16 protein-coding genes are annotated in these 15236 nt (G+C 73.9%); 3 read left to right on the top strand and 13 right to left on the bottom strand.

All coding sequences use genetic code 11. The annotated features are described in order from the left end of the window. Window positions 1-33 precede the first annotated feature (33 nt). The 10 genes from OG774_RS04225 to OG774_RS04180 all read right to left on the bottom strand — a co-directional run bounded on the left by OG774_RS04225 (window position 34) and on the right by OG774_RS04180 (window position 9808). Window positions 34-1080, bottom strand: coding sequence for an ABC transporter substrate-binding protein (locus OG774_RS04225; RefSeq protein WP_328306977.1), 1047 nt, complete (start codon window positions 1078-1080; stop codon window positions 34-36). Beyond that, entirely contained in the window at window positions 1077-2192 is a 1116-nt protein-coding gene (locus OG774_RS04220; RefSeq protein ID WP_328306974.1) for an amidohydrolase family protein, read from the bottom strand. The genes OG774_RS04225 and OG774_RS04220 overlap by 4 nt, the downstream gene beginning before the upstream one ends. Next, window positions 2189-3331, bottom strand: a complete 1143-nt coding sequence (locus tag OG774_RS04215) for an amidohydrolase family protein (RefSeq protein WP_328306972.1) — start codon at window positions 3329-3331, stop codon at window positions 2189-2191. Before OG774_RS04215 ends, OG774_RS04220 begins: the two co-directional genes overlap by 4 nt. After that, window positions 3328-3783 (bottom strand): Rieske (2Fe-2S) protein, encoded by a 456-nt coding sequence (locus tag OG774_RS04210; protein ID WP_328306970.1) that lies wholly within the window; start codon window positions 3781-3783, stop codon window positions 3328-3330. Before OG774_RS04210 ends, OG774_RS04215 begins: the two co-directional genes overlap by 4 nt. Then, complete coding sequence (locus OG774_RS04205; protein WP_328306968.1) at window positions 3780-4229, bottom strand: aconitase X swivel domain-containing protein; 450 nt, start codon at window positions 4227-4229, stop codon at window positions 3780-3782. Before OG774_RS04205 ends, OG774_RS04210 begins: the two co-directional genes overlap by 4 nt. Then, entirely contained in the window at window positions 4226-5506 is a 1281-nt protein-coding gene (locus OG774_RS04200) for an aconitase X catalytic domain-containing protein (protein ID WP_328306966.1), read from the bottom strand. Before OG774_RS04200 ends, OG774_RS04205 begins: the two co-directional genes overlap by 4 nt. Window positions 5507-5518: 12 nt before the next feature. After that, on the bottom strand, window positions 5519-6835 hold the full coding sequence (locus OG774_RS04195; RefSeq protein ID WP_328306964.1) for an FAD-dependent oxidoreductase: 1317 nt from the start codon (window positions 6833-6835) through the stop codon (window positions 5519-5521). Window positions 6836-6927: 92 nt separating this feature from the next. Beyond that, the gene (locus tag OG774_RS04190; protein WP_328306962.1) at window positions 6928-7881 is read right to left on the bottom strand and encodes a LysR family transcriptional regulator; all 954 of its coding nucleotides are present in this window, start codon (window positions 7879-7881) and stop codon (window positions 6928-6930) included. Window positions 7882-7943: 62 nt separating this feature from the next. Further along, window positions 7944-8738, bottom strand: a complete 795-nt coding sequence (locus tag OG774_RS04185) for a dienelactone hydrolase family protein (protein ID WP_328306960.1) — start codon at window positions 8736-8738, stop codon at window positions 7944-7946. A 14-nt stretch (window positions 8739-8752) separates the two neighbouring features. Then, window positions 8753-9808 (bottom strand): IS110 family transposase, encoded by a 1056-nt coding sequence (locus tag OG774_RS04180; protein WP_328306958.1) that lies wholly within the window; start codon window positions 9806-9808, stop codon window positions 8753-8755. A 719-nt stretch (window positions 9809-10527) separates the two neighbouring features. Here OG774_RS04180 and OG774_RS04175 point away from each other — a divergent pair. Beyond that, window positions 10528-11271, top strand: coding sequence for a GAF and ANTAR domain-containing protein (locus OG774_RS04175; protein ID WP_328306956.1), 744 nt, complete (start codon window positions 10528-10530; stop codon window positions 11269-11271). Between the two features lie 28 nt (window positions 11272-11299). On the opposite strand, the gene OG774_RS04170 is transcribed toward OG774_RS04175, so the two are convergent. Together OG774_RS04170 and OG774_RS04165 are read right to left on the bottom strand one after the other, a co-directional pair. Beyond that, window positions 11300-11653 carry an STAS domain-containing protein gene (locus OG774_RS04170; protein ID WP_328306954.1) on the bottom strand — a complete coding sequence of 118 codons (354 nt, stop codon included), beginning with the start codon at window positions 11651-11653 and terminating at the stop codon, window positions 11300-11302. Window positions 11654-11809: 156 nt separating this feature from the next. After that, window positions 11810-12220, bottom strand: coding sequence for an NUDIX domain-containing protein (locus OG774_RS04165; protein WP_328306952.1), 411 nt, complete (start codon window positions 12218-12220; stop codon window positions 11810-11812). Between the two features lie 84 nt (window positions 12221-12304). Here OG774_RS04165 and OG774_RS04160 point away from each other — a divergent pair, with 84 nt between their 5' ends. Continuing rightward, window positions 12305-12637 carry a hypothetical protein gene (locus OG774_RS04160; RefSeq protein WP_328306950.1) on the top strand — a complete coding sequence of 111 codons (333 nt, stop codon included), beginning with the start codon at window positions 12305-12307 and terminating at the stop codon, window positions 12635-12637. Window positions 12638-12681: 44 nt separating this feature from the next. On the opposite strand, the gene OG774_RS04155 is transcribed toward OG774_RS04160, so the two are convergent. Further along, a complete protein-coding gene (locus tag OG774_RS04155) occupies window positions 12682-13191 on the bottom strand; it encodes a hypothetical protein (protein ID WP_328306948.1) in 510 nt (169 codons plus the stop codon). Between the two features lie 145 nt (window positions 13192-13336). Here OG774_RS04155 and OG774_RS04150 point away from each other — a divergent pair, with 145 nt between their 5' ends. After that, window positions 13337-15148: an alkyl/aryl-sulfatase gene (locus OG774_RS04150; protein WP_328306946.1), complete on the top strand. Its 1812-nt coding sequence runs from the start codon at window positions 13337-13339 to the stop codon at window positions 15146-15148. Window positions 15149-15236 lie beyond the last annotated feature (88 nt).

The raw sequence follows: 15236 nt of genomic DNA, 5'->3' as shown, positions 1-15236 counted from the left end.
GCTCCTGTCCTCGCGGTGCTCACGGTCCCGGCCTCAGGAGGTCCCGGCCGGCGGGATCCCGGTGTCCAGCCACTGCGCCGGGTCCAGGCCCGGGGGCAGCTGGCCGATGCCCGTGATCTCGTCGTAGGTCTGCCGCCAGCGCTGTGGGGAGATCCCCACCGGGGTCTCGCCCGCGGTGTAGGAGTCGACGTAGCCCGCGAGCGCCAGCCGCGCCGTCGCCGGGTCGCCCAGCGCGGGCACCCGGTACTTCGACGAGATCGCGGCCATGGTGGCCGCGAAACCGTTCGCCTCGTCGGCCGCGATGAACCGCACGGCGTCGTCGATGGCGGCCATGTAGCGACGCAGCTTGTCCCGCTCCGCCGGGTCCTGCGCGGTCGCCCGGGACGTGGCGTAGACCTGCGCTCCCGCGCTGATCGCGTCGTTCGGATCGAAGACCACGGCCTCGGGCCGTGTGCGCTGCAGCTGCACGGACGTGTCCAGCGAGACGATGTAGGCGTCGATGCGCCCGGAGGTGAGCAGGTCGAACACCCCGGGGGCGAGCCCGACGACCTGGCGGCGGACCTCGGCGGGCGGCACCCCCGCCGAACCGGCCACGAGGTCCAGGGTGATGGAGCTGGTGCCGCCCTCCGACGGGGTGCCGACGAGCTTGCCGCGGAACTGCCCCGCCTGGGTGATCGGGTCGTCGGCCGCGGAGACCATGCGGATGGTGCCGCGGTGGATGACCTCGCCGAAGGCGACCAGCGGGGCGTTCCGGCTGCCGGCCGCGATCATCGTCTCGATGTCGCCGATCCGGGTCACCTCGGCCGATCCGGCGAGCACGGTCTGGATGGCCGGCGCCGAGCCCTGGGTGGTCTCGAAGGTCACGTCGAGTCCCCGCGCGGCGAAGAACCCCTGCGTGTCCGCGATCAGCTCGGCGGAGTAGGACAGCGACTCCAGCGGCAGGATGTTCAGGAACGTCATGCGCTGGCGGCCGTCGTCGGTGGTGTCGCCGCCGCCGCAGGCGGTGACCACCGCGCACGCGGCGAGCACCACGGCGAGCAGGCGCAACACCCGTCCTCGTCGAGCTCGGATGGGGGTCATCGGGGAGCCTCCTCGCGACGGTGCGGTCGGGTCGTGGACGAACGGGTCCCGGGCGGTGGGGCCGGAGCGCCCCGCTCGAGCAGGAAGGTCCTCGCGGTCCCGCCGAGGACCGCGGCACGGTCGGCCGGACCGAGCGCGGCCAGCAGGCGCTCCGTGCCGTCCCCGTGGACGTGGGGGTGATCGCCGGCGTAGAGGACGAGCGAGGCCGGGTCGAGGATCTCGAGGGCCTCGGCGAGCTCGTCCGGGTCGGCCGGCAGGTGGGCCGGGGTCGAGGTGAGGCGGACCTGCGCGCGCAGGTACTCCGAGGGCGGGCGGGTCACCCAGGGGACCTCGCGCCAGATGCCCTTCCACTCCTTGTCCAGGCGCCAGAGCAGGGGTGGCAGCCAGGAGAAGCCGCACTCGGCGACGACGACCCGCAGCGCGGGCAGCCGGCCCAGCACCCCCTCGACGACGAGGCTGGTCAGATGCCCCTGGGCGATCTGCCCCTGGGCCAGGTAGTCCTGCAGGTAGGTGTGGGTGAACCCGGTGGTGGTCGCGGCGGAGCCGGCCCGGCCCCAGGCGTGCAGCCCGGCGACGAGGCCGTGCTCGGCGATCGCCTCGAACACCGGCAGGAACCGGCGGTGCCCGTAGCGGTGGTCGTGCCCGCGCACAGGCAGCACGACCTGCACGAAGCGGGGGTCGCCGGCCCGGCGGTGGATCTCCTCGACGGCGGCCTCCGGATCGCCGGACGGGACGGCGATGCTGCCGCGCAGCCGGGGGTCGTGGTCGAGGAACGTCGCGGTGACCCAGTCGTTGAGGGCCCGGCACAGCGCTGCGTCGTAGTAGGGGTTGCGGCTGACGTCGAACGCGGAGGTCGCGCTCAGGACCGCCACGTCGACGGGCGTCCCGCCGGGGGCGGGCACGTCGAGCACCTGCGTACGCAGCGTCGCCACGTCGGCCGGCGCCGGGACCGTCACGGCGCCCGGCGGGTAGGCGCCGGCCTGCGTCGGGTCGAGGCGCAGCGCGGCACCCTCGACGTAGTCGCGCCAGTAGGCGGGCAGGTACGGCGCGAGGTCGGCCAGGGACGCCGGGGCGACGTGGGTGTCGGCGTCGACCGCTCCCCCGGCGATCACGGGGCGTCCCCGGGGAGGTCGACGCCGTAGAGCGCGGCCGCGTTGCGGGCCATGATCGGGCGCCGGACGTCGGCGGGGAGCACCCGCAGCGCGGTCACCGGGTCGTCGAAGTCCCAGTGCGGGTAGTCCGAGGCGAACAGGATCCGGTCGGTCAGGCCGGCGTGGCGCAGCGTCGTCGCGAGGTGCGCGAGGTTCTCCGGCTCGTCGATCGGCTGGGTGGTGAACCAGCAGCGCTCGCGGACGATCTCCGACGGCGGGCGGTGCAGCCCCGGCACGTCGTCGCGGAACGCGGCCCACCCCGAGTCGAGGCCCCACAGCAGCGACGGCAGCCAGGTGATCCCGCCCTCGACGAGCACCAGCCGCAGATCCGGGAGCTCGTCGAACACCCCGCCGGCGACGAGCGAGGTGAGCGCCATGGCCATCGCGTTGCCGTACCAGCCGTGCTGCTCGAGGTAGAACGACGGCCAGCCGTCGCCGCGGTGGCCCTCGGTCCCGCCGAGGTGCATCCCGATCGGCAGCCCGGCCGCGGCGGCCGCGGCGTAGACCGGCCGGTACTTGGCGTCGGCGACCGGTAGGTGCGTGCCGCTGGGGAAGAGCACCTGGACGAAGCGGGGATCGCCCGCGCGCCGCTCGATCTCGGCGACGGCGTGCTCGGGCGACTCGTGGGGGATGCAGATGCTGGCGCGCAGCCGGGGCTCGGGGTCGAGGAAGTCGGCGACCTGGATGTCGTTGAGCGCGCGGCACAGGGCGGCGGCGTACGCGGGCTCCTCGGCGCCCCAGGTGTGGCCCTGCAACGGGATCAGCACGCCGGCGACCAGGTCGTAGGCGTCGAGCAGCTGCTCGCGCAGCAGCCCCAGGTCGCTGCCGGGCGGGCCCGACGACGGGTGGGCGTCGGCGCGCATGCCGCCGTTGCGCACCCGCGGGTAGATCGCGGGCGGCGGGGCCCCGCGCACCCCGAAGCGCTCGTAGCGCCGCCGCCAGGGCGCGGGCAGCTCGACGGCCAGCCGCGCCGGGACCACCGCGGGGTGGATGTCCGCGTCCACGACGGGGGTGCGGGGGCGACGGCCCGCGGGTCGTGGCACGGCGGGATCCGGCCCCTCGGCGGGGGCGTGGGTGCCGGGCGCGGAGACGGTGGTCATGCGGTCTCCTCCGGGTCGGTGGGGCGACGTGCGGCGGTGTCGACGACGACCACGCGGTCCTCGACGGTCACCGCGAAGGTGTCGGCGACGTAGGGCCCGGGGACGCGCCCGGTGGCCGGGTCGACGGCGACGACCTCGGTGGTGTAGCTGCGGACGGGCGCCTCGCCCGGACCGAAGTAGGACCGGCCGGTGGTGACGTCGTACTCCCAGCCGTGCCAGGGACAGGCGACGAACACCCGGTCGGGGTCGAGCGCGACCTCACCGGGCGCGCCGGCCACGGCGAGCGGCGCGGCGCGGCCCCGGCAGAGGGGCCCGCCCTGGTGCGGGCAGTGGTCGGCGAGCGCGTGGTACTCGTCGCCCACCCGGAAGATTCCGATCGAGCGCTGGCCCACCTGCACCACCCGGTGCTCGCCGGGCGCGAGCTCGTCGGCGCCCATCACCGCGACCTTCACTGCTCCTCCTCGGTGCGTGCCACGAGCTCGACGACACCCGCGGTCGCGTCGAGCCGGACCCGGTCGCCGGTGCGCAGCACTTCGACCGGGTCGTCGTCGAGGTCGGCGAGGGCGGGCACGCGGGTGACGACGGCCCCGAGGGCGGCCTTCGTCGTGGTGACCGCGAAGACCATCCCGATCGGCGCGGTCCCGAGCAGCCGCGTGGTCTGGAAGAAGCCCGACCAGCCCGAAGAACCCTTGGCGCCGGGGAAGACGAGGATCCGGCCGGTGAAGCAGACCCCGGCGAGGGGGTGACGCGCCTCGGTGATCGTCCCGGTGGCCGGGTCGATCCCGCCCCAACCCGAGATCGTCTCCGGCGAGACCAGCACCTCGCCGGTGACCACGCCGGGCACGACGGTCCGGCCGCGCAGCACCACCCGGGCCGGGGCCGGCCGCAGGCCGGTCACGAGAGGTCCCCGCGCCAGCGGCCGGTGACCGCGGCGTCGACGCACTCGGCGGTGGTGCCGAACCACGCCTGGATGCCGAGGATGGCGGGCAGGTAGTGCGCCTGCTTGGCCGAGTCGGTGGCGAACACCCGGGTGCCGACGGGTGCGGCGCGCGACATGGCCGGGCAGGAGTCGGTGAGCACCCGTCCGCCGGCGGCCTCGATGACGGCGGTGTGGCCGGAGCGCTCGGCGACCACCGCGAGCGCCCGCGGCGCCATGATCCAGAGCTGGGTGCCGTCGGCCAGGCGACGTCCGTCGAGGGCCCGGGCGACGTCGTGGATCTGGTCGAGCGACGCATGCGGGCAGCCGAGCAGCACGAAGTCGACGTCGGTGTCGCTGCCCTGGTCGTTGAGCCGTTCGTACGCGGCCCGCTTCTCGGCCTCGCCGAACACCACCGGCTCGGGCACCCGGCGCCCGCCGAACGCCGCGGTCACCGTCGGGGCCTCGGGGGTCACGCCGACGACGTGGTACATCTCGACGCCGCCCGACGACGCGGCGGCGGCGCCGAAGTGCTTGAGGTCGGTGAGATCGGGCAGCGCGTGGTCGCCGGTGATCACCGGGCGGGCCTCCTGCACGACGTCGCCGACGGCGTAACCGAGCAGCCCCCAGTCCCGGAACGAGGAGACCGGCGTGTCCACCCGCACGAGGTGTGTGCCGAAGCGGTGGGCGTCGTGGTGGTTGCCCCAGCACGGGATGCGCCCGGTGAGGCTCGCGGCGCCGGTGGAGGCGCCGCCCTCACAGTTGGTGCGGGCGCCGAGCACGCTGTTGGCGTAGACGACGGCCGAGGACTCCATCCACGCGCAGTGCTCGCCGCGCACCGGGAGATTGCCCACCTGGTAGGGCGTGCAGGTCGCGAGCACCGACACCCCGCGGGCGCCGACGAAGGCCTCCCCGTCGGTCTGGAGCTCCACGAACTCCGGCGGATAGGGCACCGTGCCCACCGAGTCCGGCCCGAAGCCCTGCTGCAGCTGACAGGTCGGCACGGCCATCGGCGGGATCGGCAGCGTCTCGTCCGCGTCGAGGTTGATGATCGAGAACGCACGGTCCCAGCCGCCCTCGGCGACCAGACGGGCCTTGACCGGCGAGGGCTGGGTGGTGGTGCCGGCGACGTTGCGGACGGTGCAGAGGCGCTCGGCGTCGAGGGCCTGCCCGTAGCGCACCAGCAGGTCCATTGCGGCCGCCACCGCCGGGCCCTCCGCGCCGTCGCGCATGCGCTGCTCGTCGTCGGTGAGGATCATCGGAGGCTCGGCTCAGTCATCGACGTTCTCCCGGATGCGGTCGTGGAGCTCGGCAGCCCGATCGGCGTGCACCGCGTGCACGCTGCCGTCGGAGCCCGCCATGTCGAGGGCGTGCGCGGCGGCGTGGCCCATCGCCGCGCAGGGCCCCATCACGCGCACGCTCGACAGCGCGGCCGCGTCGCCGTCCACGCAGCGCCCGGCGACGAGCAGGTTCGCGACCTCGGGAGGCGCCATCGAGCGCAGCGGCACGTAGTGCAGGTGGTCCTCGCCGAAGGTCTCCCAGACATAGCCGTCCGGGGTGTCGTGCAGCTCGATGGGCCAGGCCGTGCGGGCGACGGCGTCCGGGAAGCGGGTCCCGGCCCGGACCTCGTCGACGGTGAGCTGGTGGACGGCCTGCACCCAGCGGGTCTGGCGACGCCCGGGCAGCCCGTAGGAGCGGACGGCGGCCTTGCCGAAGACCTCGGGGAACTCGGCCCGCAGGAACTCGACGACCCGGTCGGCCTGGGCCTTGCCCTCCAGCTGGGCCTCGGCGGCGGCGATCGGGTCGAGGGGCGCCTCGATGTGGGTCATGTTCAGCACGGCGGTGCCCCGGCCGGGGAAGAAGAACGCGAGGCCGTCGTGGCGGCGCAGGCCGTACTCGGCGGCCTTCGCCCCGACCCGGGCGGAGAGGTCCGCGGGGTCGGGCGGCTCCGACTCGTCGAGGTGCTCGACGACGAGCTGCTGACTCCCGTAGATCTCCCGGTCGGGCAGGCGGCAGGGCAGCCCGGCCGCCCAGCTCAGTGCGGCGTCGCCGCTCGCGTCGACGAAACCGTGGGCACGCACGTCGACGGGTCCGTACCGGGTGGCGAAGCGGGCGCCGACGACGCGGTCGCCCTCGCGATCGACCCCGGCGAGCGACGCCCCGGTGAGCACCTTGATCCCGTGGGCCCGGACGGTGTCCTCCACCCACCGGCCCAGGCGGACCTCGTCGTACCCCACGGTTGTCGTGTGGCCGACGCGGTAGAACAGGTCCCCGCTCGCGCCGAGGTCGGCGAAGACGTCCTCGAGGAGCCCGTAGGTCAGCCGGCGGTGCTGTGGCGCGTTGCCGAAGACACCGCAGAACAGGCCGATCAGGGAGTTCACCATCTGACCGCCGAGCACCGGCAGCGAGTCGACGAGGACGACGTCACGGCCGAGCTTCGCCGACTCCACCGCCGCCGACAGTCCGGCGATGCCGGCCCCGACGACACAGACGTCGGCGCGGACCCGGTGGTCGGCCGGATCGGCGGGATGGGCCGGCCCCTCCCGCACCACCGTGCGGACCGGGAGGTCGGTGAGCGGGTGTGGCATGTCACGCACGCTAGGCAGTGCTCTGGACCACACGGAAATAGACAACCGGCCTGCACGGGCATCAACCGCGTCGATACTTCCAGGTCAGCGGGTCACAGCTCCGCCGACAGCTCGACGAGCAAGGACCGCAGCCAGCGGTGCGCGGGGTCGTTGTCGAGGTCGGCGTGCCACCAGAACCGCTCGCAGATCGTGCCGGCGCCGTCCTCGGCGTCGGTGCCGGGGCACTCGCGGACGACCAGCCCGAGGCCCGCGGCGACGTCGCGGGCGAGCCGTTCCTGCACCAGCGCGACCCGGTCGGTGCCGGCCACGAGGTGGGGTACGGCGAGGTAGCTCTCCACCCGCACGCGGGTGTCCGGCTCGACGCCGAGCCGGGTGAACTGGCGGGTGATGGGCGCCGCGGCGGAGAACCCGCGCTCCGGCGCGAAGGGCACGACCCACGGCATCACGGCCAGCCGGGCCGCGGTCAGCTCCTGGTGCACCGCGAAATTCGCGGCGTCCATGAGGAGCACCCAACGATCGGTGAAGAGGTCGACCGAGCGCAGATCCGGGCGGTCGAAGCGCGCGGCGGGCGGCGCGATCATGCCGTCGATGAGCCTGATCGTCTCGCCGATGTCGGCGGAGAACGACTCGCGCACCAGCCGCAGTCGCAGTTCCACGCCGGGCGCGCGCCGGGCGAGCGCCCCGGACAGCGCGGTCCCGAGGACGGCGACGGTGTAGTCGGCGATGAGCAGGCTGAAGCCGCGGCGCGAGGCCAGGGGGTCGAAGTGGTGCCCGGTGCCGAACAGGCGCTCCGCCGCGGTGCAGACCCCCTCGACCTGGTCGGCGAGCTGGATCGCGAGCGGCGTGAGGACGTAGCCGCCCGCGTGCCGGGTGAGCAGCTCGTCGTCGAAGTGGCGACGGAGCCGGGACAGCGCGGCGCTGGCCGCCGGCTGGGAGACCCCGATGCGGGCGGCCGCCCGCGTGACGTTCCGTTCGCGCAGCAGCTCCCGCAACGACACGAGCAGGTTGAGGTCGAGGTTGGCCAGGTGGGCCGACGGTGCCCGCACGGCGTGGAGCCTGACCGGCGACGGAGGCCGGCGTCCAGGGTGCGCGGCGCGCCGACGGCCGATCAGCGTCGTCCCGACGGCTGGGTCGACGGCTGGGTCGACGGCTCGCCGATCGTCTCGTCCAGCAGGTCGAGCACCGCCCGCCACGCCCGGGCGGTGTGGGCGGGGTGGTACGCCACCCCGGGCACCGTGGCCGTCGTGTGGGTGGTGCCCCCGGTCGGCGAACCATCGGGGTGGGCCGGCGCGGCCCAGAACGCGTGCTGGGCGCCGCCGTAGACGTGCACACGCCAGTCGACCCCGGCGTCCTCCAGCGCCGTCGTGAACGCCAGGACCTGGTCAGGCGTGCACAGCGGGTCCTCGGAGCCGGTGGCGAGCAGGAATGTGGCGCCGACCGCGGCCCAGTCCTCGGCGCGGGCGGGCGGCAGGCCGGGGTGGACGACGGCGACACCGCGGAACGGCACCCCGGCACGGGCGAGCTCGAGGACGACGGAGCCGCCCGCGCCGTACCCGAGGGCGGCGAGCCGGCCCGGGTCGGCGCCGGGCTCGGCGAGCAGCACGTCGAGCGCGGCGTGCCCGACGGCCCGCATCCGGTCGGCGTCGCCGATCAGCGGCAGGACCCGCGCCAGCATCGCCTCCGGGGCACCGCCGAACCACCGGCCGCCGTGGTAGTCCATCGCCAGGGCCAGGTGGCCGCGCTCGGCGAGGTGGTCGGCGCGGCGGCGCTGGAAGTCGTCGAGACCGATCCCGTCGTGCCCGATCAGCACCGCGGGCCACGGTCCCGCACCGTCCGGCCGTGCCATGTGCCCGACCATCACCAGACCGTCGGCGTCGTACGTGACCTCGCGCGTGGCGACCATGCGTTGCTCCTATGTCAAGCCGCCGTGGGCTGCGAGGCAGGCACGGTGGTCGTCGGGGGTTGGAGGAGGTTGAACACGACGCGGGCCAGGCGTCGTTTGAGGGCTCGTAGGGCTTCCATGGTGGTGTCGCCTCGGGCGCGTCGCCGCTGGTAGTAGGCCTGCCCGAGACTGTTGGGCAGACGGGTCTGGGTGACCGCGATGCGGTGCAGAGCGACGTTGAGTTGCCGGTTGCCGCCGCGGGCGAGGCGGTGGCGGTCGGTGCGCCCCGAGGACGCCGGGATGGGGGCGGCGCCAGCGTGCATCGCGAAGCAGGCCTCGGAGCGGAACCGTCCCGGCCGGGCGGTCTCCCCAACGATCTTCGCCGCGGTCAGCGCCCCGCACCCGGGCAGCTCGAGCAGCCGGGGCGCGGCCTGCCGGGTCAACGTGGTGATCTCACGTTCGAGGGCCCGGATCCGCAGGGTGCGCTCACGGATGTCGGCGAGCAGCTCACCGGCCAGCCGGGCCACCATCCCGCTGTGCTGCTCGGCCACCCGCGCCGCGAGCGCGTCGAGCAGACCGATCTCGCCCAGGCGCCGCGCGGGCGGGTCGATCCCGGGGTCGAGCTCGTGCAGGTGCCAGCCCAGCCGGTTCTGCATCCGGGTGCGCTCGGCGACGAGGTCCTCGCGGTGATCGACCAGCAGCTTGAGCTCTCGCGAGCTCTGGTCGTGCTCGGCGACGGGCAGGTCGGGCTCACGCAGCGCGGCCCGCGCGATCGCCAGCGCGTCGATCGGGTCGGACTTGCCCCGCGTGCGCGCCGAGGACCGGGCGCCGGCCATCAGCTTCGGCGGCACCCGCACCACCTGCTCCCCGGCGCCGAGCAGGGCCCGCTCCAGGCGGGTGGAGACGTGCCGGCAGTCCTCGACCGCCCAGGTCCGCTCGCCCGCCGCGTGCCGGGCGGCCCAGCCGACCAGAGCGCGGTGACCGGTATCGGTGGCCGACACCGTGCGCTTGGCCAACTCGCGCCCCAGCTCGTCGGCCACCACCGCGGTATGGGTGTCCTTGTGGACATCGACCCCGACCGTGAGCACCATCGAGAGGTCTCCTCTCTTGAGCCGTGAGGGACACAGCTGGGCCGGCCGGCGGACACACCTCAGTGGGGGCGCAGCCACGCTCCTATCAAGTCACGCCGGCCGGTCCCAGCCACGGATGATCGGCACAACGCATGCTCGCCAGCCTCTAGGGCGGCACCGACGCTAAGAGCCAGATCACCAGCAGCCAGGTTCCCAACCACCGCAACAGCGGCGAGCTGACCCTGACACTGAGCCGACGCTAGCCAGCGTGCCGCGTGCGGAGACGAGGGTTCGCTCTCGGCCGAACGCACCATCCTCGGGAGCAGGGGTTCGAGAGATCAGCCTCTCGGGGTAGACGACCCCTGCCGGACTGTGGGCTGGAGCCGGACCGGACGGTATACGCGAGTACGCCGCAGGTCCGGTTCACCAGCGCAGCCGGAGGGGCCGGCCCCGCTTCCGCGCACGCCGCGAGGCGCCGCGGGGGCGGGGTCGCGCCGCCCCACCGGCGAGGACGGACAGCTGTACGGTGTGGCGCAGGTCGACCGCACGGCCGTGACCCGGACACGGGGCGCCTGTTCCACAGCGTTCTCCTCGGTCCCGTGCTTCATGTGCATCCCCGACCTCCGCCAGCCGGTCAACAGGGCAGATCGCCGCGCCCGTCGCGTCGGCCCTGCCCGACAGCGCGCACGCTCTCTCGCGCCTCGTGCCCACCGGCCCCTCAACGAGCGGGGAGCACACCCATGACCTCCGGGCATCACGACCACCTCGTCGCCGCCCTGCGCACCGCGGCCCGGGACCTGGCCCGGCGCCGCAGCGTCCGCGACCTCGAGCAGACCCTCCAGCAGATCGTCGCCTCGGCCGTGGTCACCGTCCCGGGATTGGACGCGGGCAGCATCTCGATCACCGAACACGGGCGCATCGAGACCCGCCATCCCACCAGCGAGAGCATCCGCAAGCTCGACGAGAAGCAGAGCGAGCTCAACGAGGGCCCGTGCATCACCGCGATCGAGGACCCTCCCGAGACCGGCACCGTCGTCGCCCAGGACCTCGCAGGGGCCGACGCCGACCGCTGGCCACGGTTCGCCCCCTACGCCGCCGAAGCCGGCTACCGGGCCCTGATGTCGACCCAGCTCTCGGTCGACGGCGGCGTCCGGGCCGCGCTGAACCTCTACTCGGCCGAACCCGACGCCTTCGACGAGGAAGCACAGACGCTGGCCGGACTGTTCGGCATCCAGGCCGCAATGCTGCTCTACGGCGCGAACACCGCCGTCCACCTGCAGCGCGCCGTGGACAGCCGCGACCTCATCGGCCAGGCCAAGGGTCTGCTGCGCGAGCGCTTCAAGGTCGACGACGAGGGCGCCTTCCAGATGCTGGTCACGTCCTCCCAGGACACCAACATGAAGCTCACCGCCGTCGCGCAGTGGCTCCTCGACAACGCCGACGCCTCCGGCTCCCGCCCCGAGGTGGGCGGGACACGCCGATAGACCGACGGCCGGCGCGGGACGCCCTGCCTCAGAGCAGCCGGGCGTCGGCGAGCCACGCCCTGGCGTCGGGCGCCCCGAGATGGACCAGGTGCAGGGCGATCCCGCTGGTCTGCGCTCGGTCGCGGACCTGCGCCAGGACCTCGAGGCCGGCACCGTCGCAGGCAGGCACGCCCGACAGGTCGACGACGACCACGCTGGGCTCGCGGTCGAACTCGCGCCGGAGGTGTTCGCCGAGCTCCGTCGCGTCCGGTGCGCTCACCGAGCCGGAGACGGTGATGATCACGCCGTGCGCGGCGTCGACGGGACGGACGGCGATGTCCGCCCCCTCACGACGCGACGGCGCCTCCGGCGACATGGGTACGGGACGATCGGCGGTAGTCATGACGTGTCTCTCCTGCAACAGGCCCGGAAGTCGTGACCGGCTGCTGCTGAACCGTCCGGGCCAGGCGTTACCCCGGGACGCCCCGTCGATCACACGACGTCCCGAGGTGGCCCCGAACGCCTCGCGGGCTGCTCCGGGCGGAGCAGGCTGGGCGCCTCAGGACTCACCGAGCAGCGGCAGCACGTGCCGTCGGAAGAACTCGGCGTCGGACGGGTTCGAGAGCGTCCCCGCGACCGCTTCCTGCGGCACCCACCGCGCCTCCGGATTGGCCGCGTCACGGGGCTGCAAGGTGGCCTCGGGGCTGCGGAACAGGAACAACGTGATCGTCTTGCGCTCGGGCAGGCCGTGGCCGAAGCCCCACCGGGTGTACGACCCCAGCTCGCGCACGAGCTCGAGGTCGGCGAGCCCGCACTCTTCGTCGATCTCGCGCCGTGCCGCGTCGAGCACGCCCTCGCCGGCCTCGACGTGGCCCTTGGGCAGCGACCACGTGCGCGCCCGTTGACGGACGACGACCACCCGGCCCTGCGGATCGACGATCACTCCGCCCGCGGCGTGGCTCCGAAGCACGGTCGGAGTGTGCCCGGTCGGGCCTCCCGGGACGCGGGACGATCGACGCGCGGTCCGCGGAGGGTTCGGCCAGAATCCCCCTCGATGGACAGCGCTGAGCACGTAGCGATCACGGCTTTCGACGAGGCCGCCCGCGCCCTGGCCGCCGGACGCGATGCCCGGCCGACCGGGGACAAGGTCAGCGAGGTCGGCAAGCCCGACGTCGCCCACGCCGTGGCGACCATGCTCGACGCCGCCGTCCGGCTCCTGCGCTCGGTCGATCTCCAGCCGCCGGCAGCCGGAGGACCGGGCCACTCCATGCAGGCCATCGCCCAGCACATGGACGCCGGCGCCGAGCTCGCCCGCCGCATGGCGTCGAGCCGAGGGTTCGACAGCAGCCACGTCACCCACCCGGAGCCGCGCTCCACGAGCGAGTAGACGTCGGCTCCGCCGTCCGCGTCGACACCGACGGTGTTCCCCGTTCAGTGCACCGCGGCCTTGAGCGCGACGATGACCGAACCCACGAGGATCGACGCGAGGGTCCAGGCCACCCGGACGGCCGGTCGACGGTGCGTCGAGCGCCCGGCGAGGGCGCTGCAGAGTCCGAGCACCGCGACCCCGACCCAGAGCGTGATGTCGATGCGGGTGGAGAGGTCGACACCCATCAGCGCCAGCACCAGAAGCACGACCCCTGCCACGAGCCCCGGGACGGCGGCCCAGGAGCTCTGCTGCAGCGCCGCCCGGACCTCCTGGGCCGACGATGCCGCGACGCCGGTGTAGGCACGGCCCACCACCTCGGCGTACGCCTCGGCCAGGAAGATCACGACGCCGGTGCCCGCGACGGTCAGCGCCGTCACCCACGGACCCGGCTCGTGGTCGCCGAGGTAGGCGAGCACCGACATGGCGATCACGGTGCCGTAGATCGCGGCACGGACCCGGCCGGCGGCGTGCTCGCCCGCCCTCGGCGGTGTCGTGGCGGTGCGTTCGACCATGCCGGAAGGGTAGGGCGGCCGGCGCCGGACACGGCTCCCCCGCGGGGGATGAGCGGGGGGGCGCACCGCGGGCGAGCGCGCCACTCATCCCGCGCGGGTGAACCGGATCCCGGCGGTGGTTCCTAGCGTCGGCACCATGCTGACGATGGACGGATCACGCGGCGGCGACGTCTCGGACCGGCGCGATTTCGCCGACGCCGACCGCGGCTTGATCGGGACCCTCGAGCCGATGGTCATCACGGCCGCGGACGGCCGGGTCGTGTGGGACATGGACCAGTGGTCCTTCCTCGACACCGAGTGTCCGGACACCGCCGACCCCAGCCTCTGGCGGCAGGCGCAGCTCACGGCGAAGCACGGGCTCTACGAGGTCAGCGAGGGCATCTACCAGGTCCGCGGCTTCGACATGTCCAACATGACCCTCGTCGAGGGCGACCGCGGCATCATCGTGATCGACCCCCTGATCTCGGCCGAGACGGCGGCCGCCGCGCTGGCGCTCTACCGCCGCCACCGCGGCGACCGCCCGGTGTCCGCCGTGATCTACACCCACGCGCACCTCGACCACTTCGGCGGCGTGCTCGGGGTCGTCGACGCCGACACCGACGTCCCGATCCTCGCCCCCGAGCACTTCCTCGAGCACGCGGTGTCGGAGAACGTCTACGCCGGCGTCGCCATGCTGCGCCGCAGCTACTACTACGCCGCGATCCACCTCGCGAAGGGCCCGACCGGCACCGTGGGCATCGGCCTGGGCGCGGGTGGGTCGACCGGCACCCCCGGTCTGATCGCCCCTACCCTCGAGATCACGCACACCGGCCAGGAGGAGACGATCGACGGGGTGCGGATGGTCTTCCAGATGACCCCCGGCACCGAGTGCCCGGCCGAGATGAACCTCGCGTTCCCCGACAAGCGGGCGCTGTGCATGGCGGAGAACGCCACCCACAACCTCCACAACCTGCTGACGCTGCGGGGCGCGCAGGTGCGCGACCCCCGCATCTGGTCGCGCTACCTGGCCGAGGCCATCGACCTCTTCGCCCGCGACAGCGACGTCGTGTTCGCCTCGCACCACTGGCCGACCTGGGGCACCGAGGACATCGTCGGCTACCTGACCGAGCAGCGGGACCTCTACGCCTACCTCCACGACCAGACCCTGCGGCTGATCAACAAGGGCTACGTCGCCGCGGAGATCGCCGAGATGGTCGAGATGCCACCGGCCCTGGAGAAGGCCTGGCACACCCACGGCTACTACGGGTCGGTCAACCACAACATCAAGGCGATCTACCAGCGCTATCTCGGGTGGTACGACGCGAATCCGGCCCACCTCTGGCAGCACCCGCCCGAGGCAGCGGGCAAGCGCTACGTCGCGGCGCTGGGCGGTCAGGAGGCCGCCGTCGCCGCCGCGCGGCGGTTCGGCGCCGACGGCGACCTGCGCTTCGCCGCCGAGCTCGCCAGCCACGCCGTCTTCGCCGATCCGGGCGACCGGGCGGCGCGGGAGGTGCTGGCCGAGGTCCTGGAGCAGCTGGGCTACGGCGCCGAGAACGCGACGTGGCGCAACGCCTACCTCACCGGCGCCCACGAGCTCCGGGCGACCTCGATCGGGCGCACCGAGCTCGACTCGTCGGGGATGGCGCCGGCCCTGACGGTCACCCAGCTGTTCGACTCGGTGGCCATCCGCCTCGTCGGGGAGAAGGCCTGGGAGGAGGCGTTCGCGATCGCCTGGACCCTGAGCGACACCGGCGAGCACTTCCACATGGAGGTGAGCAACGGCGCGCTCATCCACCACCCCACGTCCGCGGAACGGGACGCGGACCTGGCCGTGACGCTGACGCGCCCGCAGCTGCTCGCCCTGCTCTCCTCCGGCGCCACCGACGGTGTCGAGCTGGCCGGGGACGCGGGCGTGCTCGAGCGCCTGAACGCGTTGACCGACGCGCCGGACCCCGACTTCGCCATCGTCACGCCCTAGTCCGGGCGTCTCGATCCCGGTGGCGAGGCCGAAGGTGCTGCGCGGCTGGGTGGCGCCGTCGCCGCCGACGCGCGTCCGGTGCAGCTCA

Source organism: Actinomycetospora sp. NBC_00405 (genome assembly GCF_036044095.1).
Lineage (GTDB): Bacteria > Actinomycetota > Actinomycetes > Mycobacteriales > Pseudonocardiaceae > Actinomycetospora > Actinomycetospora callitridis.
Note: the sequence above shows the minus strand (reverse complement) of the source record. Positions and strands in the feature narration are given on the sequence as shown.

Bases quoted from the DNA above. Each gene is read 5' to 3' on its own strand.
- OG774_RS04195 (WP_328306964.1), bottom strand. From the start codon at position 6,835: ATGCCACACCCGCTCACCGACCTCCCGGTCCGCACGGTGGTGCGGGAG.
- OG774_RS04160 (WP_328306950.1), top strand. From the start codon at position 12,305: ATGGACAGCGCTGAGCACGTAGCGATCACGGCTTTCGACGAGGCCGCC.
- OG774_RS04175 (WP_328306956.1), top strand. From the start codon at position 10,528: ATGACCTCCGGGCATCACGACCACCTCGTCGCCGCCCTGCGCACCGCG.
- OG774_RS04215 (WP_328306972.1), bottom strand. From the start codon at position 3,331: ATGACCACCGTCTCCGCGCCCGGCACCCACGCCCCCGCCGAGGGGCCG.
- OG774_RS04200 (WP_328306966.1), bottom strand. From the start codon at position 5,506: ATGATCCTCACCGACGACGAGCAGCGCATGCGCGACGGCGCGGAGGGC.
- OG774_RS04225 (WP_328306977.1), bottom strand. From the start codon at position 1,080: ATGACCCCCATCCGAGCTCGACGAGGACGGGTGTTGCGCCTGCTCGCC.
- OG774_RS04185 (WP_328306960.1), bottom strand. From the start codon at position 8,738: ATGGTCGCCACGCGCGAGGTCACGTACGACGCCGACGGTCTGGTGATG.
- OG774_RS04150 (WP_328306946.1), top strand. From the start codon at position 13,337: ATGGACGGATCACGCGGCGGCGACGTCTCGGACCGGCGCGATTTCGCC.
- OG774_RS04170 (WP_328306954.1), bottom strand. From the start codon at position 11,653: ATGACTACCGCCGATCGTCCCGTACCCATGTCGCCGGAGGCGCCGTCG.
- OG774_RS04180 (WP_328306958.1), bottom strand. From the start codon at position 9,808: ATGGTGCTCACGGTCGGGGTCGATGTCCACAAGGACACCCATACCGCG.
- OG774_RS04155 (WP_328306948.1), bottom strand. From the start codon at position 13,191: ATGGTCGAACGCACCGCCACGACACCGCCGAGGGCGGGCGAGCACGCC.